Source organism: Paraniabella aurantiaca, assembly GCF_050309965.1.
In the GTDB taxonomy this organism is placed as follows: Bacteria; Bacteroidota; Bacteroidia; order Chitinophagales; family Chitinophagaceae; genus Niabella.
The window spans coordinates 346,005-370,338 of sequence record NZ_JBLOSY010000002.1 but is presented as its reverse complement, the minus strand read 5'-3'; the positions used below and the strand labels follow the sequence as shown (position 1 = coordinate 370,338).

The following is a 24,334-nucleotide window of genomic DNA, read 5'->3' as shown; positions in this document are numbered from 1 at the left end:
TAACCGCGGACTAGTGGTTGTACTGTAACGGTTAGGGGGCTTCACAAAAACAAAAACTATGGTAGAAACTGTTCAAAAATTTGCAACGATAGCCGAATGCGACGCAGCTATACAAACCTTTATTAAAAGGCAGAAGGACCTGGTAAGACGCCAGATGAACCTGGCAGGGCAAAAGGAAACCTATGGAGAAACCTCTGAAGTGATAGCAGCCCAGATCGAAAATCTTAAAAAAGATATCGCAAGCTTTACAGAAAGGCTGGCATCTGGCCCCGGTATAAAGGAAACGGAAGAGCTGGAAGACAAACTGGCTACTGCGGAGTATCAATTACACCGGGCCCTGCGCCGCGAGCGAAATTATGGCCGTCCTGGTTATGCTGGTAAAGAGTTTGACCTAGACCTTTTAGATTACAGCGTGGAAAAAGCAGCCGAATTTATACAGGCAGTAGAAGCACGCAAAGCCCAGCTCTAAGCCCATCAAAAAAGCAACAAACCGCCTCAGCGGTTTGTTTGCTTTCTTTTCCCCAGCGATGCTCTTTAATCAACATTTACACCACTCGTTAATAACTAAAACATCATCTCATGAATCACTTCATACATTATTGGCCATCCGTTCACCTCCTCATCTGGCTGCTGATCTTATACACACTCGATTTTGTTTTCGGCGTATCAAAAGCCATATTAAAAGGCACGCCCCGTACTTCGCAGGGCTTCAGGCAATCGATCATAAAGCTATTGCAATATGGTGGCTGTATAATAATAGCCATGGTAATACTCAATATCGTATACGCCTCTCACGAACCATTTGGACGACAGTTTGCCTGGATATTTGGCGATATTATGCTGTACCTTATGATCTACATCGAAGTGGTATCAGTATTAGAGAATATGGAGGCTATGGCCCCTTCAAGCATTTTCATAAAGATTTTTGTAAGGCCGGTTAAACGTATGATTACTTTTCAGCTAAAAAATCTCCTTCAGGATAACAATACCCATGAAGTAAATTCAAAAAAAAATACTTAGCAGCTATGGTTTAGGTGGACCTAGACGCGTTCAATTGATATCAGATCATCTGAGTCAGTACACCATTAATAAACATCCTTCATCGTATGGCCCATTTGTAATTGCAGCACCCCTCCCTTTTTCATCTCGGCCCAGGGAATAAATGGCTGACGAACCGGTTGGCCATTTAAACTGATGGCCTGTATATACTGATCTCCTCCCTCTATATTTTTAGCGATGATAGTAAAATCTTTTCCGGGATAATACTGGCTGTTAAGCCGGATCCTGATTTGGTTGAACAATGGCCCTGATAGCCCCAGGGAGGTTTCAGGCGCTGTAAATCCCTTTACATCAAACAGGCCCATTGCCGCCATAACAAACCAGGCGCCCAGCTGCCCCTGATCTTCGTCCTGTCCAAAGCCATAGCCATGTATTCCCTCCGTTCCATAAAACTGATCGCAAATGGCCCGCACCCATTTTTAGGTAAGCGACGGTCTGCCTGAATAATTGAATAACCAGGAGACATGTAAGTTTGGCTGATTACCATGGTGGTTCTTGCAGCGCTGGAGATAAAATAAAATCGTTTTATAAGTATCCGCTAAAGCATGCTGGTCATTATTATTTTAGTTGCTCCAACTCGCTGAAAAGCGATTGTACATAATCGATACGCGGTTGAATTTGAGGCAATGCATGAGTACCTGACCGGCCGCCAGTTACAGAAAGGGCTATCCCCACTATTAGCGAATTGGCCCTGTAAGCTATAGACTGGTATTGTGATTCGCGCGTCCAGTCCCTCCTGTTGCTCCCAGGTTCATTACGAAGCTGATTTAAAGTATCTGAAAAAGAAGCTAAAGCGGTATGTGCTTTTTTGCGGGCCAGGCGAATATCCTGGTTATTAACAGATTCATTATTGAGACAGCTGACAATAACAGTCAAATAATCCTGGTTCGTCTGTATGATATCATGTTTCAGCTTGCTGAGCTGCCGACTTTGTTTCACAGGAAGCAGGAACCAACCGAGTATGGCCAGCGCCGCACCCAACAATGTAAACCCCGCCCGGCTTCCCAGCAATTCCGGGAAAGCCCCCTGGTGCATATTTAGCAATACCATTGCTGTAATGGTAATAAAGAGGACACTTATAGTATAATTAGGTTGATTGAAAAGGAAGAAACCATACAAAGAAAATGTTGCGATAATTAGCAGAAGCCATGTATTATGCAGCAAGTAAATAAGAGGGAGGCAAATCAGCAGCCCCAGCACGGTTCCTTTCATGCGTTGGAAGTTTCTACGCTGCGTAACGGCAAATGTAGGCCTGGCCACAATTGCAATAGTTAACAATACCCAGTAAGTATACCTGAAATCGGGAAGCAGGAAACCGACCAGTCCTCCCGCTCCAAATAACAATGCCCACCTTATCGCAAAACGAAGAACATCCGATTTCCAGCTAAAATGACCGGCAATAACCTTCCAGTTAAGAGAACTGGCCGGGATAAAGTGCTTATAATCTATAGCTTCTGACTGACCGGCACTTTTTGCATCAACATCTATAGAGTATCCCATGCTATCCACCTGATCCAATATCTCCCGGAGATTAGCAATAGTGGCCGATAATACTGCACCAGATGCATCCGGTGCAGTATCGCTCAATTCGTTTAATTCTGCTGCAAGTCTCTGTATCTCCAGCTTATTGGCCTTTGCTGATCCTGTATCATCCCTTTCGAAAATCATTTGTACCCGATCTGCTAATAATAAAACAATTTTTTGAACCAGCTCCAATGCTCCGGTTTTTATCAACGCTTCTCTTATGGTATCATAGTCATGATCAATAGCAGTTAATACTTCATGCAAATCGATCATTGCATACAGCTGGTTCAACCATTGCTGTCCTTTTTCATTCTCCCTTTTTAACAAATCCCTTTCTCTCAATAGTAGCAGTCTTACCTGGTCTTGTTGCTCACTTACTATTACATGAAGTGCACTCAACTCTTCGTAGGCTTTTTCCACTGTTGTATTAGCGTCATAGAATAGTGCTTTGGCTTTTAATAAAGCAGCTATACCGCTAACGCTTCTTTTCAAGGCATGCTTCAAAGACCGGTAGGGCGCATAATAGGCTAAAAGCATGCTGATAAAAAAATACCACCCGGCGCCTGAAATAAACCAGCAACTGTAGAAAAGCGGATCAACCGGCCACAAACCAATCGTAAAGCAGGCCACAATCAAACTGAGTATGCCCACTATCGCTACCCTGGGCCCAAGCGCAAATAACATACCACCCGCAAAAGCAGCTACCATTAACCAGGGTACCAAAATCCACGCATAATGCAGACTGGCAGCCGTTGTAAGAGCAACTATAAAGAAAGCGGGTATGCACCATTTCGCGGACAGCCATTTATCAGCCCGGCTACCGGGCATGTCGGTTAGCGAAGCCAACAATGCACCAATGCTTACCACAACGGCTACATCCAGCTTAACCAAACAGGCTACTACTATACCCGGTATGATCGTTGCCAGTGTATTCCGCAATGCATCGCCACCATGTTCACCCGTGAGGAGTTTTTTTGTTCCGCTTCCCATTACCCGACAAATTTAAATATTAGGTGAACACGCTATAAGCAATATACTTTTAACCCAAATGCAGCTACTCTTCCGATCTCATATTTAGTCCGTCTTTCGGATGCAGTCTTCTGAATACAAGTCCTGATAAAATAGTTAAAGCCCCTACTGTTACAAAAGTGTAGCGGAAGGCGTTATGGATCTCATTTTTTATCAAACTGGTATCGCCCTGGAATATCTTCAATACAATTAAACCAAAAGCCACACCAAAACCAATCGCCAGCTGCTGATTAACCGAGATGAGTGAATTACCGCTGCTGGTATGATAACCCCGCAGGTCGGCAATGGAGATGGTGTTCATAGACGTAAATTGTACAGAGTTAAAAAATCCTAAAACGGCGATGATGGGTATATACCAATAGATAGAATTATGCACATCGGGAATGGCCAGGCAGCAGATCAGTATACCGATTACAAATGTATTGGTCATTAATGTAGTACGGTACCCAAACCGGTTCAGTATACGGATCACAGTTGACTTACCAAACATCGCTGTAAGTGCCATGGGTGCTATGATCCAGCCTGATGTTACTGCCGATCGCCCGTAAGCGATCTGTATCATCATGGGTAGCAGCAACGGAATAGAGCTGATACCGAGACGTGTAGCCAGGTTGCCCAGTATCCCTACTCTAAAGGTTCTAACCTTAAATAAGTTTAAAGGAAAAATGGGATTGTTATCTTTTTTGGCATGCCGGTAATAAAAATAAACCATCAGAAATCCCAGTACTGTAATTAGTAATACCGGCGTATTGGTTACCGTGTTGCCAAATAATTCGAGGGCAATAGAAAGTAATAAAGACGCTGCCCCGAATATGAGAAACCCTTTCAGGTCAAAGTCGATAATAGGTGATTTATAAACGGGCATAAACTTAAGGCTAAGCAGAATGCCGATAAGACCAATAGGTATATTGATTAAAAAGATCCAGTGCCAGGATAAATAATCTACCATATATCCGCCCACCAAAGGCCCCAATACAGGGCCAATTAATGCCGGGATGATGGCATAGTTCATTGCTTTCAGCAGTTCCTTTTTCGGAAAGGTTTTGATCAGCGCCAGTTTGCCTACCGGTGTCATTAAACTTCCACCAACGCCCTGTACTACTCTTGAGATCACCAACTGCGTAAGATTTTGCGAGAGCGAACAAAACAAAGACCCTATACCGAACATAGCCAAAGAAAAAATGAACACTTTCTTAGTGCCGAATTTATCGGCCAAAAAACCACTTACCGGCATCAGCAATGCCAGGGTTAATACATAACCTATAATGGCATTCTGCATATCCAGTGGAGACTCATTTAAGTCCTTCGCTATAGATGGCAGCGATGTATTTAATATAGTAGAATCCAGCATCTGCATAAAAATAGCCGTTGCCAGAATTGCTGGTAGTATCTTCTTTGTATTGTTTGTAACGGTAACTGTTGTTTCCAATATCCTGTTTTATTTAAATCTCGACAGCGGTAATCTCCAGCAACTCCCGGGCCAACCGTACCATGCCAGCATTGCCGGTTTGCTTGCCCGGCTCGTCAGACAACTTTACGGTAGGTGTCCAATGCATATCCGGTGCTGCAATTTCCACCAGCTTCATAACTATATTCATGGGTTGCAGCCCTACATCATTGGTGAGATTGGTGCCAATTCCAAATGAAATACCTATTCTGTCTTTGCAGGCACGGGTAATTGTAGCTACTTTTTCGGGGTTTAAACCGTCGGAAAATATAATACTTTTATGAAGCGGGTTGATACCCAAACGTTGGTAATGCGCGATTGTCTTTTCGGCAAACAACAGCGGATCACCGCTGTCATGACGTACCCCATCGAATAATTTGGCAAATTGTTTACTAAACTGGGTAAAAAAGACTTCAGTAGTATAGGTATCGGTTAGGGCTATACCCAGGTCGCCTTTAAATACCTTTACCCAGCTTTTTAAGGCAAAAGCATTGGCAATTTTGTAGCCGTAGCGTGCTCCGTGAAACATAAACCATTCATGAGCATGGGTGCCAATGATCTTTACATCAAATAGCATCGCCAGGTGTACATTGCTGGTACCTACAAATTCACCGGCCGAATACTCCATCATAGTGTTCAGTACCTCCTTTTGCACTTCATAAGAATGGCGTCGGCGCGTACCAAACTCTGCCACCGTAACTCCCAACTCTTTAAAAACATTCATTTTACCTCTTGTACGCAATGCCAGAGCCTCATTGCTGATGCGGTTCATACCCTCCATTTTATAGAAAAGCTCGCTGATCAAAGCCAGCAACGGTACTTCCCATAAAATAGTACGATACCAGTATCCTTCAACACTTACTTCCAACTCTGTTCCGTTTTGGGCGATAGTCACTTCTGCAGGGTCGTATCTGTAACCCTGTAAAAAGTCGAGGTAAGCGGGGTTCAGGTAGGGACATCGCACACTCAGAAAATCTTTCTCCTGCTTTGACAGGGTCAGGTTAGCCATAGCATTTACATGACGCCTCAATTCATCACCAAACCCTTCAGGAAACGGGTGCTTTCCCCGGTTTATAAAGCGGTACCTTCCTTTAATATCCGGAAACAAGCGGATTACCGCGCACTGCATGGTGATTTTATAAAAATCATTATCAAGGATCGACCCCAGTATAAGAGGAAATTGTTGCTCCATATAAGCAATGTACAAATTTTAGGTAACAATAACATTCTTTGGCAATTAGAGAATACTACCTGGAATAGCTGGCATAAGCTAACAATTGCTTAAAACTGAGTTCACAATTTCTTTACATTGCGCTGATACTTTCGCGCTTCATACTAAAACCAGATAATGAAGCATAATACAAAGCTGCTTATTGCCGCCCTTATAGCTATAGCGTCCTGCAAAAAAAATGACAACAATGGGGTAACTCCCGAGCCGGAGTTCTTTGTGAATGAAGACCCGGCAACATTCGCTGAGATTGGAAAAATAAAAATCGGGGGAACTGCAGCAGCCGAAATTTCTGCTTACGATAGTATTACCCAAAGGCTTTTTGTAGTTAATAATGAAGGCACCGATGGAGCAGTGAACCGTATTGATGTAGTGGATATTAAAAATCCGGCAAACCCGGTGTTTATACGATCCATCAGTATGGCACCTTATGGTGGCGCTGTAAATAGTGTTAGTGTTTATAACGGCAGATTGGCAGCTGCAATACAATCTATCAACAAAACGGATGATGGAAAAGTTGCCGTATTAAAAACAACCGACTATAGCGAAATCAAATCGGTGACTGTGGGCGCCCTGCCTGATATGGTTACCTTTTCCCCTGACGGGAAATTTATTATGACTGCTAATGAAGGTGAGCCTAATGCTGATTACTCAACAGACCCTAAAGGAAGTATCTCCATCATAGATACGGATAACAATTATGCTGTTACAACCTTATATTTTGACGGGTTTGCCGGCCAGGCAACCGCTCTGAAAGCAAAAGGTTTCAGGATTTTTGGACCGCAGGCTAATCCTGATTTTGCATCGAATATAGAACCTGAATATATTACGATATCTGCCGATTCGAAAACCGCCTGGGTTACTTTACAGGAAAACAATGCGATAGCTAAAGTAAATATCGCCGGTAAAGTTATTACAGACATTTTCCCCCTAGGTTTCAAAGATTACTCTTTGGCCGGTAACGAGATCGACGTTACTGATGACGATAAAAGGTACCTGGCCGCCAAATGGTCTCATGTAAAAGGGATTTATATGCCGGATGCTATCGCTGTTTTAGAACGTAGTAGTATACCCTACCTGTTTACTGCCAACGAAGGCGATGCACGTGAATATAAAGATGCAAATGATAAAGACATATACGTGGAGGCAAAAAGAATTGGCAATAAAAGTATTATTCTCGATCCCGTAGTTTTTCCCAATGCAACCGATCTTAGGCAGAATGGCATATTGGGACGTTTAAATATCACAACAACTTTAGGTGATAAAGATGGTGACGGCGATTTTGATGAATTATACTCTTTCGGTGCACGTTCATTCAGCGTGTGGAATGGCCTGACCGGTGCACAGGTTTTCGACAGCAAAAATGAGCTGGATATTAAAACATACGATATACTTGGCCTGGGCAACAATGATAATAAAATACCAGGCTACGATGACGGCAGAAGCGACGATAAATCTGTAGAACCTGAGGGCATTGCTGTTGGTAAAGTAGGAAAAACCGATGTAGCTTTTGTGGGTATGGAAAGGGCGGATGCTGTAGCCATGTATGATATTAGTAATCCACAAAATCCTAAGTTCCTACAACTGGTCAAAACCGGAGACGCTCCTGAGGGTGTATTGTTCGTCCCTGCAAGAATGAGTCCTACTAAAAAGTCCTTACTGATTGTGAGCAGTGAAGGTGATGGTATGGTAACTATATACACACCCAAAACCATTTAACAGCATAACATCTACCCAGCTATAACAACCGCGGTGCCCCTGGTGCTGCGGTTTTATTAATGACTGACGGGCAACCTTATTACATAATCGAAGACGTAAGCTTAAATTACTAACATATCCCTTTTATGCTTATTGTTTTATTACATATTGCAGCTAAAGCGCTTTTATTATGGTGATTATAGCGGCGTAGCTGCGATATATTCTATTGCCAACAAAGAGTTCTGGATGCGTTCAGCCTGATTATGTAGCCTGTATTTATAAATATTTGAAATCCTCAATTTAGCTTTCTAAATTGCAGCACAATTCAAACAGATGGCTGCAATAGATGATGAAATACACGATGATAGTCCGAAGAAATTTGACCGTGTAGTGGCTATCTTAACCCAGTTACAGTCCAAACGCATCGTAAAAGCGCAGGAGCTGGCTGACCGTTTTGGGGTTAGTCTGCGCACTATTTACAGGGATATCAAAACACTGGAGAACTCCGGCGTTCCCATTAGCTCTGAAGCGGGTGTTGGTTACTCTATAGTTGAAGGTTATAAATTGCCCCCTGTTATGTTTACCCGGGAGGAGGCTGTAAGTTTTGTGGCAGCCGAAAAACTGATGGAGCATTTCACCGATCGTTCCCTCGGCAATGCTTTTCAATCGGCTATGTTTAAGGTAAAATCTGTTTTACGCTGGACAGATAAAGACCGAATTGACGAGCTTAATGCGAATATTCATGTATCTCCTAAAAAGAACCTGTTTAATAAAGAAGTACCGAATGCATTGGAGATCCTTATGAATGGCATCGTTAATAAGAAACAGGTATTTATACGGTACCAGTCCTTTGATGCGAGCCAGCCGTCAGAAAGGAATATTGAGCCCATTGGTTTATATCATGATAAAGAGTATTGGTACCTGGTAGCTTATTGTCATTTAAGAAAAGAGCATCGTAACTTCAGATCAGATCGCATTATAAGGATAACCAGCCTGGAAGCCGGCTTTACCTTTCGGCACAAAGAGCTGTCAGCCTACCTGCAGAAACCACAATTCGATACTTACGAAATTGTTAGAATTACGATGGATACTGCATATGTAAAGTACGTTCAGCATAGCCGTCAGCAATACGGCTTTATCTCTGAAAAAAAATTAGGCAACAAAACGGAAATGACCTTTCACTATCCTCATGAGCCGGAATATTTTCTCCGCTGGTTTATTGTATTGGCTGACAAATCGGACCTCATTGAACCCGAAAGTCTTAAACAACGGCTGAAAGCACTTACGCAGGATATTGGTAAGCGGATCAAGGGCGGTTAGCTGTTTGATAACGGATATTAGATATTGGATGCTGGTATTGTCTGTAAGTCGACAACAGTACCGTGCGTTACGGGAGTGTATAAAAGCGGAGACACCGGCTTCAATCCGGCGGTCTCCGCTATATATTGTCTCTCCTATTTTTTATGTTCGGGGTTTGGGCAAGTTATTACAATTAATACCTATCCCAGAAAAAAGGTGGTTCGATACCCAATGCACGCAGATATACATAAGCCTGGGCCCGGTGGTGAATTTCGTTATCAATAAAATACTGGATATTTTCAATAGCAGGGAATTTATACTCACCAAAGAGGTTAATATCCTCATGAAACTTTTCGGCACTGATCTGCGGAAAGTAAACATTGATCTGTTCGCTCGCTTCATCCCAGGCCTGTAACAAATCAGCCTTTTCTTTGATCTGTGGCATAGCATCTTCAAAAGGGGTGATGACGCCTGTTACAATTTGTTTCAATCCTACAGCAGATACAGTAATAATCTCTTTGATCAGCTCTGCAAATGGGCGCATGCCGCCAACAGAAAAGGTAAACATATCTTTCTCTGGAAATGCTTCAATAACCTTACGGGTAAGATTGCGATGCCCCTGCCAGGCAGTTAATAACTCTTCAGCGCTAATGATGGGACGTTCAATTGTAGTTGTAGTGCTCATATTTTTTGTTTTTTAATGATTGATAACACAAAGCTCAACCCCGGTTGTGACAACAGTGTGTCAACAGCAAAAAACAATCTCATATTTATCGGGAGAATATATAGGGTTAACCTGACTCGGGGTTATAAGAGCTTTTAATGAACAGCATTAGCTATTTCATAAAGGGAGAAAGCAGGATCCCCAAATATTGACCTAAAAAGATCTCACCGTCATTTCCCCCATATTAAAAACTATAGTTAATTTAGTGGGGCGATAAAAGCTATGCATATGAATATTTTCGAAACATTGTATAATGAATTCATCGGTTTTTTTGGTATTGGTGGAATTATAGAAATGGTGAAGAAAAACGATTACAGTTCGCTCACCACCTGGGCTGGAATTCAAAACCTGGTATATCCCATCATACCCTTTCTGCTTCTGATAGAAATCATCCGGGCCATCGTGTACAAACGTTTTAAGATAGAAGATTACAAATTATCATTTATGGTATTTGTGCTTAACCGGTTTATCTCGAGGTTTATTTCGATAGCTGCGGTGGGCTTTTGTATCGGTCTTTTTGAGCAATGGGCCATTTTCAAAACTGATATCACCTGGTATTGGCTCTTGTACGGTTATTTGGTATGGGAGTTAGCACATTTTGTCTACCATTTTTTAGCGCATAAGATCAGGATACTATGGTGCCTCCACTCAACCCACCACGCGCCTCAACAAATGAACCTGTTCGTAAATTTTGCACACTTCTTTCTGGAAGCTCCTTATGCCGATGTTATACGCACCTCCATTTGTATTATACTGGGGGTAAGCCCTCCATTGCTATTTCTGATTATGTTTATTGATGGATTGTGGGGATCGTTTATACATGTAGGTGAAAATATTATTAAAAACGGGCGCCTGGGTTTTTTAGGAAAAATTTTGCTAACACCATCCCACCACCGTGTTCATCACGCCCGTAACCCGTTATATATGGATACCAACTTCTGCAACCTCTTAAATATATGGGATAAGGTATTTAAAACCTACCAGGAAGAGCAGAACGAGGTCAAAATTGAATATGGCATTACCCGGAAGATCAATCAAAACAATGTACTGGACGCCTACTTCGGAGAAATTGTGTGCTTGTGGAAAGATGTAGTAAAAGCACCCGGACTGAAAAACAAACTATTATACATCATAATGCCGCCAGGCTGGAGTCATACCGGCAATCATCAAACAGCCAGGATCGCCCGCAACGGATTTCTTGCAGATCAAGATAAAGCTCCCGAAAATGATAAAAGCAATGAAGCAACTGTTTGAGTTACATTTTGACCCCTGCAATTAGAAAGTGTTTACATCCACTCTTCAATTTCTATCGTTGATGATGCCTGATATTTTACTTACGGAAAAAGGTTTAACCAACAGTTCTTTTACAGCCGGGTAAATGCGGGTCCGTTCGCGGTCCAGATCATCGATCGACGAACTGGCAACATATATTTCAATACCTTTAATGGCTGTTCCGGGCAAAGACGAAAAATTTCTCAGAAACTCCCATCCATTCATCTCCGGCATTTCAATGTCCAGCAGGATAATATCCGGCAATCTCATAGACCGATCCCGAATAGCGCTCTGAAGTAAATCGATGGCTTCGCGGCCATTTTCAGCGAAGATAATTTCTGCATTGCTACAGCAGATACTAATCATCCTTCGAGTGACTAGTTTGTAAACGTTATCATCGTCTACAATAAGAATAAGCTTATTGACGTTCATTTGTATTTAGAAGGTTGCCAAATACCGGGCTTGTATATCTGGCGGGTCAAAGGTAACTTTATCTTTCTCAAGAGCATCGAATTTTTATTTTTATAATACTTTTACTCCGATTGCTATCCATGTATACTGCAACGAATCGTATTTTCTGTTAATTCAGTTCAGCAGCGGGTAAGAGGAAACTAAATTTAATAAGATCTCCTGCAATTTCCCTATGGAGTGAGCTGCCATTCCTGTGTAAATAATCTTCGCACAAATTGATACCTAATCCGGTAGTTTTTACCTTAACCCGGAGGCCGGCGCTCGCTGCGAAACTATTTTGTATACTAAAACGAACCGAGCCGGAGATCTTGTCAATTTCGATCAAAATATCCCCGGAATGATCTGTATATTTCACTGCATTATCCAACAAATTCCTTAAAACTAAACGGATATGATTTTTATCTGCTATGCAAAACTGGGGCTCGGCCGGGCTTTTGAGATGTATCCTCACTTTTTTGTGTTCCGCTATTGGTTTATAGACTGTCGTCAAAAAACTGGTTGTTTTGATAATATCAAAATGTTCCCTGCTGATCTGCACTTCCTGCATCTGAGACCGCGCCCAATGAAGAATATTGTCCAGCATTATCTTTAGCTGCTGAAATTGATTGCTATTGGAACGAAGCATCATCTTTAATTCATTTTCATTCAGGGAATCAATAACATCAGTTGACAATATAGATAGCAGGCTATTAAAGGGTGTTCGCAGATCGTGAGCTATAATTGAAAAAAGTTTGTTCTTAACTTCATCGGAGGCTTTAAGTTGATCAATAAGTTCTTTTAAGTTCTCAGTGCGTTTCGATACCTGTTGCTCCAACTCTGTATTGTGTACCTGTATCAATTTGAAATGCGCTGCTTCTACTTGTCTCTGCTGTTCAAGAATAGTTTGATATCGACGCCCCAGGGCCATTGCAAGTAGCATAAACTCAAGCAGCACCCCACTTTGAAGAAGCAAAGGACTATAAGATTGAAAAGTGAATATTCCCTGCAGGCAAAGTACATAATAGATGACAGCCACCACGAAGGCAAGCCAGGCAGCTCCCAGGTAAACAATAACCGTTCGTTGAAGCCGGTAAGCGCATATGCTGGTAATAATTAAAGTTATCGGAACCAACAAGCCAAAAGCCTGTGCCCCCATTGCTGCCTGGGCTTTAAAACCAAAAGCACTTAAGAACAGCAAAGCAGAAAGACCGCCGAGTAATATCTTAGTCCACCTGAAAAGAAAAAGCGATATAGACCGGATATTACTGAAACGGTTAGTGATTAAAATAGAGCAGGCGAAACCGACGCAAAAGAAAATATGTGGATAATTGTAAACAAAGGTTTTAATTGAATCTCCTAATAGGTAAATATGACCGCAGAGGTAACCGATGGTATAAATACCAAGAGACAGTATGAACAAACAGTAGTAGAGATAGGCAACATCCTTTACAGTAAAGTAAAGAAAAAGGTGAAAGATAAGCAGTGCGAAAAGGAAGCCAACAAAGCAAAGCTCGACTATTCTGTTTTTGGAGTTTTCTATATGGTATAAATTGTCAGCGCGGGCCAGCTGCAAAGGCAGCAGCATAATATTCCTGCTTTGAACACGAAGCCATACTTCTGCACTTTCTTGTCCTTCGGGTATATTGATCGGGAAAATATACTGATTGGTACTTCTGACACCGTCAGAGGGATCGGTTAATGATCCCGCCTTATAATGATTCCACTGCTTACCCCAGCTAATATAACAATCCACGCGCTCAATATTGGCATGGTCTACAACCAGGTAATCGGCACTATTTTCTGCTTTATTTACTGATAGTCTAACCCAAATGGCGGCAGACGTATTACCGAAATTAAGTATACTGGTGCGCCCTTTGGCAAACTCTCCATTTCGATAGGCTTGTTGCACCCGGGGTAATGCTAACCGGGTGGAAGTGTCTCTGAAATAGTCAGTTAAATTACCGACATACCGGATTGGGTTTCCCTGATCGGGGTTCGTAGACCGGGACCATGAAAAAGTGACGCAAAACAGCAGTATCAGCAAAAAAACAAAACGCTTCCACTTCATAAACATCTGATAAAGTTAAGCATTACAGCCTACCATATATTCTCAGCCAGGCTGCACAGTCAAAAAATTCCGCTGGTGACGATATTTCTGACGGGCGTCAATAAATGGTCAATAGCATTATAACAATTATTAATATATCAACACGACACTATGGCGACAATCCCAGATTGTATAATTTTTTCTACATGTTTTACAGGAAGTTGTTTACTTTTCAAATTCAACCTACTCTGGTATAAATATTGAAAAAATATTAAAAATCTGCTTTTTACAATCCGACTTGTAAAGTTATTCAAAATTGCAGAGCTTGATATCGGTGGATATATTAATAAAAATCAATCTAAAGCACATTTATGGAGGAAGTTTGCGTTGATATAATGATTCCGGCAAATCGTAGTATACCGGGTCTCGCGTTTAAAAGAAAGGTTATTCAGTGGCATGGGCAATTATACCCACAAGACCTTGTTCAGGCACAATATGAGTATTTTAAACTTACGATGGGACCGTTACCCTTCTTTGTACCTTCCACTCTGCCCGGTGATCTTCAGGAACAGCAATGGCAATGCATTTCTATTGAATATGACGACGACAAATTGCCTGATCATTTAGCCTCCCCGGCCGACATTTTTGGAGAACGAAGCATTTTCTTTGAACTAGTGACGAAGCTAATAAAAGAGGTAGATAAATGGGTGATTGTCTTCACACCTGATTGCAACGACCCGGAAGAAAAAGGTGGAGGCAATCTGGAGGCTGCTCTCAAAAAAATAAAGGAAAGCTTTAATAAAAGAAAAGGTTTTATTATGTATCATGATAAAACGTCTGTGTTGTAAGGGGAATACATTCCATCTTTGGGGAGAAATTTATAGAAAGCTGCAAAACAAGCGCGCTGCTGACTTATCTTGCAGCCATGACATTTACAGATATACAGCTTTTTGAAATTGAGAAGTTTTTCAATGAAATTACAATTCCCGAAGTCGTAAAGATTGATGCGGCCACTACTTATACCAATGCGCCATTGTTTGTACAGGAAAACATTACCTTACTTAAGACGAAACAGTTAATACCGGTTATTGCCACGCAAAGATGGAATATGTTATGTGAAGTAAAAAAGGCTATCCTCGATCCGGTAAAATAAACAACATGTCTTCCCTTCAGCTACACAAGAGTCCAATGCAAAGCTGAAGCAAAAAATTACTGGTTATTGATCAGGAGATTTCATTCTCAAATCATTTAAGTACCGTCGTATGTCATTATCCAATTTTACCGGATACTTATAGCCTAATACCTCCGCTATTTCCATACCCATCTCCGTCACCAGGTCGGCCATTGAAAATAAAGCATTCCAATTGTCGGCCAGGTCCTTTCCGGAAAATGTCAGTAACGTTTTTTCCCACATATCAGGACTAAGATATTTTTTAAACAGTCTTCCATACTTATTTGTTGTCATACTCCAATTGTGCTGACCTGCTATATACCATTCGATTAAAGGAATTAAGTACTGCGTGCGGATATTGGTTTCCGACATAAATTTTGCATAAAATATTTCGTCTCTTTTGAGACATTTAGCCACATACGTCGTATCCCACCAAAAGTCGTTGACTATTCGTCGAAATTCATTTTCGCTCGGCTTTTTAATGATGCTGACCTGATAGGTCGGAGCCTGCATAGCCCTGGTTAAGTTCTCTTTGTCGATCAAAACTTTATACCCGATATCCCAGTCTTCCGGTAATTCATTCTGGCCGATATCTTCTAAAAACTTTGATTTACTATATAATTTAAAGTCGACCTTAACTCCGTCCTCATACAAAACCATTTTCATGGCGTGTTTATAATCAAAACAGCTCTCATCTTCTTCAATCATGGCAATAGGATTGCCAAATTCCCCTACCCAATTCTTATTAATGATATAACTGAGGTTATCTTCAAAAATAATTTCTATATCCAGGTCACTGAATTCATCAACCGGTGCATGTGGGTTTACAAGCGAACTTGTGAGTAAAACTACAAGTACATCGCTATTGTGCTCAGCCCATTTCAGGATGAGTTGTAACTTATCATCTCTCTGTTTCATTTTATCATTTTAATATAAACATTAACCAGATTACCCATGCAAAAATAAAAGGCAAGGATATAACTATGCGGGGTTATTTGACGGCTCCTACCGCCTGGAATTCTTGTAAAAACACCCTTAAACTATGATTTCCTAACAATCAAATGCTTCCCCTCATTTTTAAGTACCAATATATCTAAAGATACTACAGCCTAGTAAACACTTTTGTTTACTCGTTAACTTTTAGTAACTTTGTATTTATGCTGCCAGCAATATCAAAAATAAAAGGCATTCATCCGGGAGCAATCTTAAAACGGGAGCTGCAAATCAGAAACATGCCCGCAGTTGAATTGGCTCAACACATAGACGAACACAAACAAACGATCAGCGCCATTTTAAATGAGCGCCGTGGAATTACTCCAACGCTGTCCATTAAGCTTTCGCGCGAGTTTAATGTAGATAAGGATTATTTTATGCTTTTACAGGCAAGCTACGAGGTTGAGCGAGCGGAGGCAATAAGTGCAAATCCAAAACCAGATCTTGCATCATTTAGAAAAGTACTTTTTTGGGATACCCACATCCACAAGATTAATTGGCATAAAAGTAAAAGGTCTATCATTAAGCGCATATTGGAAAGAGGAAATGAAAAAGAAATATGGGCCATGATAAATTTTTATGGTAAAGAGATTGTTAAAAAGGAAGTTCTTTCAATGAAAGAATCCTTTTTACCTAGTTATAAAGATAATGTATCTAAATATCTCAATTAATGCTTACTGACTATGAAATTGCATGATAGTACGGTTTCACGTACACTGTTAAAGCAATTGCGGCAATTGATGTCCCTCGATACTTTGCGCTCATTTAGACTGGTTGGAGGTACCGCACTTTCCCTTCAGCTTGGACATAGAGAGTCTGTAGATATCGATCTGTTTACCGATGCGACTTATGGAAATGTTGACTTTGAGTTGATTGAGGATACTTTAAAACTTAATTTTCCATTTGTGAGTGGGGCTTTTAGTGGGCAGCAAGGAATGGGACTATCTTGTTTGATTGGTAGGAATGATAGTGAAGCCATTAAACTTGATTTATTTTACACAGATCATTTTGTTTTCCCGGAACTAATCGTGGACGGCATCAGGATGGCAGATATAAAAGAGGTTGCTGCGATGAAATTGGAGGTGATTGGCCACGATGGACGAAAAAAGGACTTTTGGGATCTGCATGAATTGTTAGATCATTACAGTCTTGAGCAAATGCTTAATTTCTACGAAAAAAGATACCCGTATAGCTACTCCAGGGCAGATCTGCTCGAGAAGCTTATCGATTTCCACACAGCAGACGATGACTTTGAACCGCGATGCCTGAAGGCCAAATACTGGCAACTGATCAAGCTGGATCTGGAGGAAGTATTAAAGACATATAAGCCAACAAGGTAGTACCAATATTAATTATAGCATGCTGGATTGTCATCTCAATGTTCAAGAGTACACCTTTTACCGCTCACTACAAACCTGTACTGAACGGGGTAACCGGTAAGTGATCCCCGCTAACCAGGTTGGGCATCGCAGTTTCGTGCCAGCCTAAGCGAACTCTTGATGGATTTTTGATATTGGGATGAAAGACAACGACTTCATTTTTCCCTCTTATTTCTGCTAAAGCAGGATGAAATTGATGATCAGGTCCGGCTATTTCAAACCAACTTAAGCGCTTTTGATCTATCGTCTTTAAACCATCTCCGAAGTGATCAAAAGTTACTACGATTGAATCCCCTGTAATATGTGTACTTTTCATTCGGGGACCAGAGCAGGGTATGTTTAATATACCATAAGTCTTCGCAAGTGCAAGACCCGCCAGCCGCCTGCCTACTTCCCACTTATAGGAGGGATGAATATCTTTAAGGTCATCTACCAGGTCACTGATCACGATATAATCTGTATTACTGGTAATGGTTGCGCCTTTCAGCTGCTGTTCCCTGAACAACGGGAGATCTTCGGCTGTTACTGCGTTCCGGTTTTTATTGTGTAATCTGTCAGAATAAATATGAGGGGCTAATAATACATAATAAAATGGAGCTGCTTTGAGATCAAATTTTTCCCTCCAGCCTTCCACCAATATTTTATATTTTTCAGTATACATGGTGTCGCGCTTGGCACAATTATTCTCACCCTGGTACCATAAAAATCCTTTAACCGCATAAGGTATCAATGGTGCGATCATCGCATTATACCAGGTTTCGGGTATCTGTTCACCAACCTGTCCGCCACCTGCTTCCAGCAACGGAGCAAATAAGGAAGATCGCCTGTAATCCTCAGTAGCTGTCCATGCTTCAATATGTGTGCCCCCTACTGCAGCAGTAATAATACCAACAGGCACATTGAGTTTTTCCTGGACGTTCCTGGCAAAAAAATAACCGGCTGCAGACGAAGCCTTCAGGCTTTCTCCATTAGCAGGGCTCCAAGATGTTTTACTTCCATTGCGCGAACAGTTATAGATCCTTATCAGCGAATTCTCCGGTTTACCGAGTTCTACAGCAGCCAGGTTGTCTCCTTTTAAAGGTTGTGCGTAACCAGGGTAAAGCTGCATCGAATATTCCATATTAGATTGGCCTGAGCAAATCCACACTTCTCCTACCACAACATTATGATAGGTTATACTGCTTTTCTTTCCGGTAACCCTCATCTCACGCTGTTCAAATGTTGCCTTCATAGGTTTGAGTTCCACCTTCCAGCAACTATCTTTTCCGGTACGGGTGCTTACCCGCTGTTCTCCGAAAGCAACCTGGATGTTTTCATTAGGTAGTGCCTTGCCCCAAACGGGAACTTTTACACCCTGTTGAAAAATCATGTCGGAGGAAAATACCGGGGGCATCCTTAATTGTCCGTATCCGGCCAATGAAAGCACCGATAAAATAAATATCATGATTGGCCGGATTCTTCCTGCAGGTACTTTATTTTTCATAGTTTTTAAAATATTTTGGTTGGCGGCCATTAGTGATATCATTTATTGATGCCTGTAAAAGTAAGCCTGCTAAGATATTATTCGAGATAAAAAGATGGGCTTGTTGGCTTTCAATTTACCAGGCGTTCATGCACGCCCTCAGCACTATGAACAAATCAACGCCCGAACCATTAAGCTATACCGGTAATGCAAAAGAATTTTTTACTTCGGATATTACAAAAACGGTATTAATAAGAGAAACTGCGGATAATATGGAGAGCTTCTTTTGATGGAAGGTATGATAGCTTTCCATATCCGGTACTACTACTTTAAGCATATAGTCATAATTTCCCGATATCAGGTTGCATTCCAATACCTCCGGCAGATTCCTGATTGCTGCATTAAAAGCTTCAGAAATATCAAAAGTCTGCTTCGCAAGACTTACCTGGCAATACACCATTAGCTGCTTACCCAGTTTATCTTTATTTAAAACAGTTACATATTTCTGGATTACGCCTTCCCGTTCGAGTTTCTTGATGCGATCGTGAACCGGCGTTAAAGAAAGATTGATCTTTTTTGCAATGTCTTTGTAAGTAAGATGTGCATCTTCCTGTAAAAGACGCAGGATCTTTTTATCTGTTTCGTCGAGCATCATACACTAAACATATTTTGGTTTTAAAAGAATAGAAGCAACATTTTTTCTTTTTAAGATCTTATTCTACTATAAATTTAGAAATTTTTTCTTTATAGATACTAGCAATCAGAAATAAATATTTATTTTTTTAAATAAATACAGAAACTTTTTTCCTGTAAATAATTTTGTATCAAATTAATTCAAAATATGATTATAGGCGTCCCCAAAGAAATAAAGAATAATGAAAACCGTGTAGCTCTTACGCCCGCAGGTGTGGCTGAAATGACAGGTCGCGGTCACAATGTATATGTACAGCACAATGCGGGTGCAGGCAGTGGTTTCAGCGATGAAGATTATTTGGCTGCCGGGGCAACGGTTCTGAATTCTATAGAAGAGGTTTATGCTGTTGCTGAAATGATCATGAAAGTAAAAGAGCCCATTGAGCAAGAGTATAGCCTGATCAAAAAAGATCAATTGGTGTTCACCTATTTCCATTTTGCTTCTTCGGAACCATTAACGATGGCTATGATTGAAAGTGGCGCTGTTTGCCTGGCTTATGAAACAGTTGAAAAAAGAGATGGGAGCCTGCCTTTACTAATACCGATGTCTGAAGTGGCGGGCCGTATGTCTGTTCAGGAAGGTGCAAAATGCCTTGAGAAGCCACTAAAAGGTCGTGGCGTTCTGCTCGGTGGCGTGCCAGGCGTTCCTCCCGGTAAGGTTTTGATTTTAGGCGGCGGCGTAGTAGGTACGCAAGCTGCAAAGATGGCTGCCGGACTGGGTGCACAGGTTACGATCATGGATATAAGTTTGCCCAGGCTGCGTCAGCTTTCTGATATCCTGCCTGCCAATGTAACCACGATGATGTCTAATACCTATAATATCCGGGATATGATAAAGGACGCTGACCTGATCATCGGCGCTGTATTAATTCCGGGGGCCAAAGCACCATTACTTATTACACGCGATATGTTAAAAGAAATGCGCCCTGGAACTGTGCTGGTAGATGTTGCGGTTGACCAGGGCGGTTGTATTGAAACCTGCACTCCTACCACGCACGAAAACCCGACATTTATTATCGACGACATCGTTCATTATTGCGTAGCCAATATGCCTGGCGCTGTACCTTATACCTCTACCCTTGCATTAACCAACGCTACTTTACCTTACGCATTGCAACTGGCAGACAAAGGATGGCAAACTGCATGCAAAGAAAATAAAGAGCTGGAAAAGGGACTGAATATAGCCAATGGAAAGGTATTGTATAAGGGTGTTGCGGAAGCCTGGGATTTACCGCTTAGTGAAGTACTAGAAAATGAGCTAGTAGCGCTCTAATTATATTATCTCATCCGTACCCGGTGACGATAAATATGAAGCTGCTGTTATTGATCATGTAACGATGACAATGGACAGTAGCTTTTTTATTTGCAGCCGGATCAACATGCCAGCCATTGGTTTTAATCCTCGTGTCAGAAGCAGGTAGTAGCTTTATATAAAAGTTGCTTAGCTAAAAACCAGTTTGTGTTTAAAAGGTGTTGTACCCGTAATATACACATGATCGCCACTGGTACGCAGTGTTCCGAAATGGGTGCTATAACGTTCTCCTTCAAGATTAGTCACCTGTTTATGACTAACTGCGCCCGGCCCAAATTTAATAAAGTCATTGCCATTACGGTACTCACCCGTACCCTGTTCCAAAAAAGAGTTACCATTGGCATCAGCAGCAGTTACACCGCTAAGCTTACCTCCTTCTTTAAAACACAGTTCTATTGTCAGCGGTATATCCTTCATGCCCTTTACATCAAATTCCAGCTGTACCCTTCCTTTGTTTTCGGTGAAACGGATAATGGTTTCCAATGTTTTTACATTACTTACAGGCCTGTCACTAAAATCCATTTTATTCCAGAACCTGCCATCTATGCTGGGCGACAAAGCGTAGTCACCATCCGCCTTCCGCTTTGCTTCAGGCAACGGTTGATAATAGGGCACTTCGAGCTTTTTCTTAAGTATGTAGCTATTTCCCTCTTTCTCAACTCCATCACTATAAAAATATCCCATGCTGAAAAAACCGGACGACAGTCGCATGTACTTAAGAATAGCCTTACCCTTCCTGTAGGCGAAAAAATCAGGAGAATTCGATCTGCCGGAGGCTATAATCAACGGCCAGTCAACACCCCCGAATAGTGTAACAGAAGTATCGTTATCTTTTATTCTTAGCAGATGGGAAGTTGAAAATAATCTCTCATATCTATCGGGTAAAGGTGATGCGGCAGGCAACTGCTGCTGTAATATCACTTCGTCCATAAAGTTAAAAAGCGAACGACTGAGGATATCCTTATCAAAAGATTCAGTGGCTTCTATCATTTGGGCAATAGCGGAAAAGTTCTTATCCCCGTCGTGAATAGCCATATAGCGGTAGGACAAATAAAGAAGGGTCGCGGGCCTGGCAGCAAACTCGTATTGATCCTGCCTTCTTGAATCATTGCGAACCAGGTCTCCATTGGCTTCAATGTAATAGTAATACATGGCCAGGTTTTTTCTCACCGGCTTATATAACCAGGGTTGATCAGTTAACCGGGCTATTGTTATTAGTGCTGCATTTTCAACCCCCGAATAAATACCGCTTCTTTCCGGGTAATGACCGTCCGCATCTGAAAAAACGCCTTCGCCTAACCAGTCATTAATACGGTCGAGGTATTTCCTGTTCGGGTATAAATGATTGATCTGGGCCAACGCTGCAGAAATTACCCAACGATGGTTAGGCGTATGAACTCCTCCTGTTACTAAACCTTCTCCTGCCTTTAGCATTACCTGCTTCAACTCATGCTGCACCTGTTGCAGGTCATTACTATTATCATTTCGCATAATAGCAGCGGCAGGTCCCAATATCTCTATTAAGAAAGCGGTATCCGGTGGCGACTCCAGGTTACCTGCATTAACCGTTCCGTCTTCCGACTGCGCGGCTGCAAGAAATTTGACCAGGATATCCAGTTTTTCAACAACAGCTTTCTGATGGTAATACGTAGAGCCCTTTGCACAATATGCCGCTGCCAACGTAGCTATATTGTAAGCGATCATCCGACTAAACTGAAGTTTGTTTTTTTTTAATGATTGCAGCAATAGTGTAGCCTGATCATCATTGGCCTGAATTAACCGGCTCATCAACACTTTATCTATCGATATTGCCCTATTGCCGTTTACCGCCTTTACAGCTAATGGACTCAGTGCTGCCATGGCGCCTATTTTTAAGAAATCACTTCTTTTCATAGTTAATTTTAAAGAAGACCTGCTACCAGAAAACTGTGTATAAGGCTATTAAAATGCCACCAATAAATATAGAACCTATCACAAATTCTGTTGACACTTTAAACCAGTTTTTATCAACCCTGATAGCATTATCCGCCTGGCTTGCAGGCTTTAGTAAACTAATCACGATCATCAGTATCGTTATTATAAAAAAGGTAATGGTCATTCGATCGAGAAAAGGATAGTCGGGAAAGCTTCCTTTGGTCCATACAGGCATAAACTTTAATACAGCGGATATCGGTATGGTAAGCAAGGCTCCGGCTAACGCAGCAGCTGCTGTGGTACGCTTCCAGAACATGCCTAATAAAAATATGGCTAATACCCCCGGAGAAAAAAAACCCACATACTCCTGGATGAACTGGTAAGCCTGGTCGAGCGATTTTAAAGCAGGTGTTACCAAAGCGGCCATCAACATAGAAATAATTACAGCGTAACGGCCTACGCGCACTACCTTTTTATCAGAGGCTGTTTTATCAAAATACTTCCTGTAAATATCTAACGAAAAGATGGTGGAAATACTATTGGCTTTGCCGGCAAGTGATGCCACTATAGCCGCAGTAAGTGCGGCAAAAGCTACCCCTTTTAAACCGGCGGGCAAGAGATTCATCAATGTTGGGTAGGCGTGATCGGGTTTGATGGCTCCCGTTACAGCATCTTTCATCTCTTGTTGAAACATACCATTCTGATGCATCACATACATGGTAATACCCGGCAGCACAGCTATAACCGGCACCAAAAGTTTTAGAAAAGCAGCAAACAAAATTCCATTGCGGGCTGTCTTCAAATCAGCACCCAGGGCACGCTGAACGATATATTGATTGCATCCCCAGTAGGCCAGGTTATTGATAAGCATGCCGCCAATTAAGACAGACATGCCCGGCAGCTCTTTATAATGCGGACTCGTTTTATCAAATATCATGTGAAAATGATCAGGCGCTTCTTTTCGCAGTATGCCCAGGGCTTCGAGTATATTGCCTTCCAATCCAAATTTATCTGCCAGTAAAGAAAGCGCAAGATAGGTAGTTACCAAACCGCCTGTCAGCAACACCAGTACCTGTATCACGTCGGTATATCCAATTACTTTCATGCCTCCTAAAGTGACAATTACAGAAAATACACTTAATCCAACAATGCTCCATTCGAAACTTACGGGAGAAATGGAAGATATAGCCAATGCGCCCAGGTAGATGATAGAAGTAAGGTTTACAAATACATATACGAGCAACCAAAAAACAGCCATTATGGTACTTACCTGGTCGTTATACCGTTTGGCTAAAAATTGCGGCATCGTGAATATCTTATTCTTCAGGTATAAAGGAATAATGAAGACGGCAACAATAATAAGTGTGGCCGCAGACATCCATTCATAAGTAGATATGGCAAGCCCTAAAGCGAAGCCGGAGCCGCTCATTCCTATAAAATGTTCGGCAGATATATTTGATGCTATCAACGATGCACCGATAGCCCACCAGGTAAGCGATCCTTCTGCCAGGAAAAAGTCATTAGAACTCATCGTTCCGGACTTTTTCTTACGATATATATAATAGCCGTAAGCAGCTACAACTATAAAGTATACAAAGAATACCACATAATCAGCAGGCAATAATGTATGCAT

Annotated in this window: 22 protein-coding genes; 10 read left to right on the top strand and 12 right to left on the bottom strand. The window is 41.6% G+C overall.

The window, feature by feature from the left end; genetic code table 11:
• Nucleotides 1-58 precede the first annotated feature (58 nt).
• Both ACLOAU_RS16215 and ACLOAU_RS16210 read left to right on the top strand, forming a co-directional pair.
• On the top strand, nucleotides 59-469 hold the full coding sequence (locus tag ACLOAU_RS16215; RefSeq protein ID WP_427862947.1) for a hypothetical protein: 411 nt from the start codon (nucleotides 59-61) through the stop codon (nucleotides 467-469).
• A 110-nt stretch (nucleotides 470-579) separates the two neighbouring features.
• The gene (locus ACLOAU_RS16210; protein WP_427862946.1) at nucleotides 580-1,020 is read left to right on the top strand and encodes a phage holin family protein; all 441 of its coding nucleotides are present in this window, start codon (nucleotides 580-582) and stop codon (nucleotides 1,018-1,020) included.
• Between the two features lie 65 nt (nucleotides 1,021-1,085).
• On the opposite strand, the gene ACLOAU_RS16205 is transcribed toward ACLOAU_RS16210, so the two are convergent.
• The 4 genes from ACLOAU_RS16205 to pncB all read right to left on the bottom strand — a co-directional run bounded on the left by ACLOAU_RS16205 (nucleotide 1,086) and on the right by pncB (nucleotide 6,251).
• Nucleotides 1,086-1,472, bottom strand: coding sequence for a glycoside hydrolase domain-containing protein (locus tag ACLOAU_RS16205; RefSeq protein WP_427862945.1), 387 nt, complete (start codon nucleotides 1,470-1,472; stop codon nucleotides 1,086-1,088).
• A 145-nt stretch (nucleotides 1,473-1,617) separates the two neighbouring features.
• On the bottom strand, nucleotides 1,618-3,573 hold the full coding sequence (locus ACLOAU_RS16200; protein ID WP_427862944.1) for an FUSC family protein: 1,956 nt from the start codon (nucleotides 3,571-3,573) through the stop codon (nucleotides 1,618-1,620).
• A 64-nt stretch (nucleotides 3,574-3,637) separates the two neighbouring features.
• Complete coding sequence (locus ACLOAU_RS16195; protein ID WP_427862943.1) at nucleotides 3,638-5,041, bottom strand: MFS transporter; 1,404 nt, start codon at nucleotides 5,039-5,041, stop codon at nucleotides 3,638-3,640.
• 13 nt (nucleotides 5,042-5,054) lie between these two features.
• Nucleotides 5,055-6,251 carry a nicotinate phosphoribosyltransferase gene (gene pncB, locus ACLOAU_RS16190; protein WP_427862942.1) on the bottom strand — a complete coding sequence of 399 codons (1,197 nt, stop codon included), beginning with the start codon at nucleotides 6,249-6,251 and terminating at the stop codon, nucleotides 5,055-5,057.
• Between the two features lie 156 nt (nucleotides 6,252-6,407).
• Here pncB and ACLOAU_RS16185 point away from each other — a divergent pair, with 156 nt between their 5' ends.
• The gene (locus tag ACLOAU_RS16185) at nucleotides 6,408-8,006 is read left to right on the top strand and encodes a choice-of-anchor I family protein (protein WP_427862941.1); all 1,599 of its coding nucleotides are present in this window, start codon (nucleotides 6,408-6,410) and stop codon (nucleotides 8,004-8,006) included.
• 312 nt (nucleotides 8,007-8,318) lie between these two features.
• Entirely contained in the window at nucleotides 8,319-9,305 is a 987-nt protein-coding gene (locus ACLOAU_RS16180) for a helix-turn-helix transcriptional regulator (protein WP_427862940.1), read from the top strand.
• A 172-nt stretch (nucleotides 9,306-9,477) separates the two neighbouring features.
• Here ACLOAU_RS16180 and ACLOAU_RS16175 read toward each other — a convergent pair whose 3' ends face one another.
• On the bottom strand, nucleotides 9,478-9,969 hold the full coding sequence (locus tag ACLOAU_RS16175; RefSeq protein ID WP_427862939.1) for a DinB family protein: 492 nt from the start codon (nucleotides 9,967-9,969) through the stop codon (nucleotides 9,478-9,480).
• Between the two features lie 267 nt (nucleotides 9,970-10,236).
• On the opposite strand from ACLOAU_RS16175, the gene ACLOAU_RS16170 reads away from it, so the two are divergent.
• Nucleotides 10,237-11,262, top strand: coding sequence for a sterol desaturase family protein (locus ACLOAU_RS16170; protein ID WP_427862938.1), 1,026 nt, complete (start codon nucleotides 10,237-10,239; stop codon nucleotides 11,260-11,262).
• A 45-nt stretch (nucleotides 11,263-11,307) separates the two neighbouring features.
• Here ACLOAU_RS16170 and ACLOAU_RS16165 read toward each other — a convergent pair whose 3' ends face one another.
• Both ACLOAU_RS16165 and ACLOAU_RS16160 read right to left on the bottom strand, forming a co-directional pair.
• Nucleotides 11,308-11,712, bottom strand: a complete 405-nt coding sequence (locus ACLOAU_RS16165) for a response regulator (protein WP_427862937.1) — start codon at nucleotides 11,710-11,712, stop codon at nucleotides 11,308-11,310.
• A gap of 148 nt (nucleotides 11,713-11,860) precedes the next feature.
• Nucleotides 11,861-13,798 (bottom strand): sensor histidine kinase, encoded by a 1,938-nt coding sequence (locus ACLOAU_RS16160; protein WP_427862936.1) that lies wholly within the window; start codon nucleotides 13,796-13,798, stop codon nucleotides 11,861-11,863.
• A gap of 350 nt (nucleotides 13,799-14,148) precedes the next feature.
• Between ACLOAU_RS16160 and ACLOAU_RS16155 the strand changes: the two genes are divergently transcribed.
• Nucleotides 14,149-14,625 carry a hypothetical protein gene (locus ACLOAU_RS16155; RefSeq protein WP_427862935.1) on the top strand — a complete coding sequence of 159 codons (477 nt, stop codon included), beginning with the start codon at nucleotides 14,149-14,151 and terminating at the stop codon, nucleotides 14,623-14,625.
• Nucleotides 14,626-14,702: 77 nt separating this feature from the next.
• Nucleotides 14,703-14,930, top strand: a complete 228-nt coding sequence (locus tag ACLOAU_RS16150; protein ID WP_427862934.1) for a DUF6965 family protein — start codon at nucleotides 14,703-14,705, stop codon at nucleotides 14,928-14,930.
• Between the two features lie 63 nt (nucleotides 14,931-14,993).
• Here ACLOAU_RS16150 and ACLOAU_RS16145 read toward each other — a convergent pair whose 3' ends face one another.
• The gene (locus ACLOAU_RS16145; protein WP_427862933.1) at nucleotides 14,994-15,866 is read right to left on the bottom strand and encodes an AadS family aminoglycoside 6-adenylyltransferase; all 873 of its coding nucleotides are present in this window, start codon (nucleotides 15,864-15,866) and stop codon (nucleotides 14,994-14,996) included.
• A 239-nt stretch (nucleotides 15,867-16,105) separates the two neighbouring features.
• Here ACLOAU_RS16145 and ACLOAU_RS16140 point away from each other — a divergent pair, with 239 nt between their 5' ends.
• Nucleotides 16,106-16,612, top strand: coding sequence for a HigA family addiction module antitoxin (locus tag ACLOAU_RS16140; protein WP_427862932.1), 507 nt, complete (start codon nucleotides 16,106-16,108; stop codon nucleotides 16,610-16,612).
• A 69-nt stretch (nucleotides 16,613-16,681) separates the two neighbouring features.
• Nucleotides 16,682-17,281, top strand: coding sequence for a nucleotidyl transferase AbiEii/AbiGii toxin family protein (locus tag ACLOAU_RS16135; RefSeq protein WP_427862931.1), 600 nt, complete (start codon nucleotides 16,682-16,684; stop codon nucleotides 17,279-17,281).
• A 67-nt stretch (nucleotides 17,282-17,348) separates the two neighbouring features.
• Here the strand turns inward: ACLOAU_RS16135 and ACLOAU_RS16130 are convergent, their stop codons facing one another.
• Entirely contained in the window at nucleotides 17,349-18,803 is a 1,455-nt protein-coding gene (locus ACLOAU_RS16130) for a sialate O-acetylesterase (RefSeq protein WP_427862930.1), read from the bottom strand.
• A 175-nt stretch (nucleotides 18,804-18,978) separates the two neighbouring features.
• On the bottom strand, nucleotides 18,979-19,437 hold the full coding sequence (locus ACLOAU_RS16125; RefSeq protein WP_427862929.1) for an Lrp/AsnC family transcriptional regulator: 459 nt from the start codon (nucleotides 19,435-19,437) through the stop codon (nucleotides 18,979-18,981).
• Nucleotides 19,438-19,623: 186 nt separating this feature from the next.
• On the opposite strand from ACLOAU_RS16125, the gene ald reads away from it, so the two are divergent.
• Nucleotides 19,624-20,748 carry an alanine dehydrogenase gene (ald, locus tag ACLOAU_RS16120; protein ID WP_427862928.1) on the top strand — a complete coding sequence of 375 codons (1,125 nt, stop codon included), beginning with the start codon at nucleotides 19,624-19,626 and terminating at the stop codon, nucleotides 20,746-20,748.
• A gap of 168 nt (nucleotides 20,749-20,916) precedes the next feature.
• On the opposite strand, the gene ACLOAU_RS16115 is transcribed toward ald, so the two are convergent.
• Both ACLOAU_RS16115 and ACLOAU_RS16110 read right to left on the bottom strand, forming a co-directional pair.
• Nucleotides 20,917-22,680: a hypothetical protein gene (locus tag ACLOAU_RS16115; protein ID WP_427862927.1), complete on the bottom strand. Its 1,764-nt coding sequence runs from the start codon at nucleotides 22,678-22,680 to the stop codon at nucleotides 20,917-20,919.
• A 22-nt stretch (nucleotides 22,681-22,702) separates the two neighbouring features.
• Entirely contained in the window at nucleotides 22,703-24,334 is a 1,632-nt protein-coding gene (locus ACLOAU_RS16110; protein WP_427862926.1) for a sodium:solute symporter family transporter, read from the bottom strand.

What these genes read in the sequence shown, in the direction of transcription:
- ACLOAU_RS16180 (WP_427862940.1), top strand. Translation starts at nt 8,319, where the DNA reads ATGGCTGCAATAGATGATGAAATACACGATGATAGTCCGAAGAAATTT.
- ACLOAU_RS16140 (WP_427862932.1), top strand. Translation starts at nt 16,106, where the DNA reads ATGCTGCCAGCAATATCAAAAATAAAAGGCATTCATCCGGGAGCAATC.
- ACLOAU_RS16115 (WP_427862927.1), bottom strand. Translation starts at nt 22,680, where the DNA reads ATGAAAAGAAGTGATTTCTTAAAAATAGGCGCCATGGCAGCACTGAGT.
- ACLOAU_RS16215 (WP_427862947.1), top strand. Translation starts at nt 59, where the DNA reads ATGGTAGAAACTGTTCAAAAATTTGCAACGATAGCCGAATGCGACGCA.
- ald (WP_427862928.1), top strand. Translation starts at nt 19,624, where the DNA reads ATGATTATAGGCGTCCCCAAAGAAATAAAGAATAATGAAAACCGTGTA.
- ACLOAU_RS16145 (WP_427862933.1), bottom strand. Translation starts at nt 15,866, where the DNA reads ATGAAACAGAGAGATGATAAGTTACAACTCATCCTGAAATGGGCTGAG.
- ACLOAU_RS16175 (WP_427862939.1), bottom strand. Translation starts at nt 9,969, where the DNA reads ATGAGCACTACAACTACAATTGAACGTCCCATCATTAGCGCTGAAGAG.
- ACLOAU_RS16155 (WP_427862935.1), top strand. Translation starts at nt 14,149, where the DNA reads ATGGAGGAAGTTTGCGTTGATATAATGATTCCGGCAAATCGTAGTATA.
- ACLOAU_RS16135 (WP_427862931.1), top strand. Translation starts at nt 16,682, where the DNA reads ATGTCCCTCGATACTTTGCGCTCATTTAGACTGGTTGGAGGTACCGCA.
- ACLOAU_RS16185 (WP_427862941.1), top strand. Translation starts at nt 6,408, where the DNA reads ATGAAGCATAATACAAAGCTGCTTATTGCCGCCCTTATAGCTATAGCG.
- ACLOAU_RS16110 (WP_427862926.1), bottom strand. Translation starts at nt 24,334, where the DNA reads ATGCATACATTATTGCCTGCTGATTATGTGGTATTCTTTGTATACTTT.
- ACLOAU_RS16150 (WP_427862934.1), top strand. Translation starts at nt 14,703, where the DNA reads ATGACATTTACAGATATACAGCTTTTTGAAATTGAGAAGTTTTTCAAT.
- ACLOAU_RS16210 (WP_427862946.1), top strand. Translation starts at nt 580, where the DNA reads ATGAATCACTTCATACATTATTGGCCATCCGTTCACCTCCTCATCTGG.
- pncB (WP_427862942.1), bottom strand. Translation starts at nt 6,251, where the DNA reads ATGGAGCAACAATTTCCTCTTATACTGGGGTCGATCCTTGATAATGAT.
- ACLOAU_RS16130 (WP_427862930.1), bottom strand. Translation starts at nt 18,803, where the DNA reads ATGAAAAATAAAGTACCTGCAGGAAGAATCCGGCCAATCATGATATTT.
- ACLOAU_RS16200 (WP_427862944.1), bottom strand. Translation starts at nt 3,573, where the DNA reads ATGGGAAGCGGAACAAAAAAACTCCTCACGGGTGAACATGGTGGCGAT.
- ACLOAU_RS16160 (WP_427862936.1), bottom strand. Translation starts at nt 13,798, where the DNA reads ATGAAGTGGAAGCGTTTTGTTTTTTTGCTGATACTGCTGTTTTGCGTC.
- ACLOAU_RS16125 (WP_427862929.1), bottom strand. Translation starts at nt 19,437, where the DNA reads ATGATGCTCGACGAAACAGATAAAAAGATCCTGCGTCTTTTACAGGAA.
- ACLOAU_RS16170 (WP_427862938.1), top strand. Translation starts at nt 10,237, where the DNA reads ATGAATATTTTCGAAACATTGTATAATGAATTCATCGGTTTTTTTGGT.
- ACLOAU_RS16165 (WP_427862937.1), bottom strand. Translation starts at nt 11,712, where the DNA reads ATGAACGTCAATAAGCTTATTCTTATTGTAGACGATGATAACGTTTAC.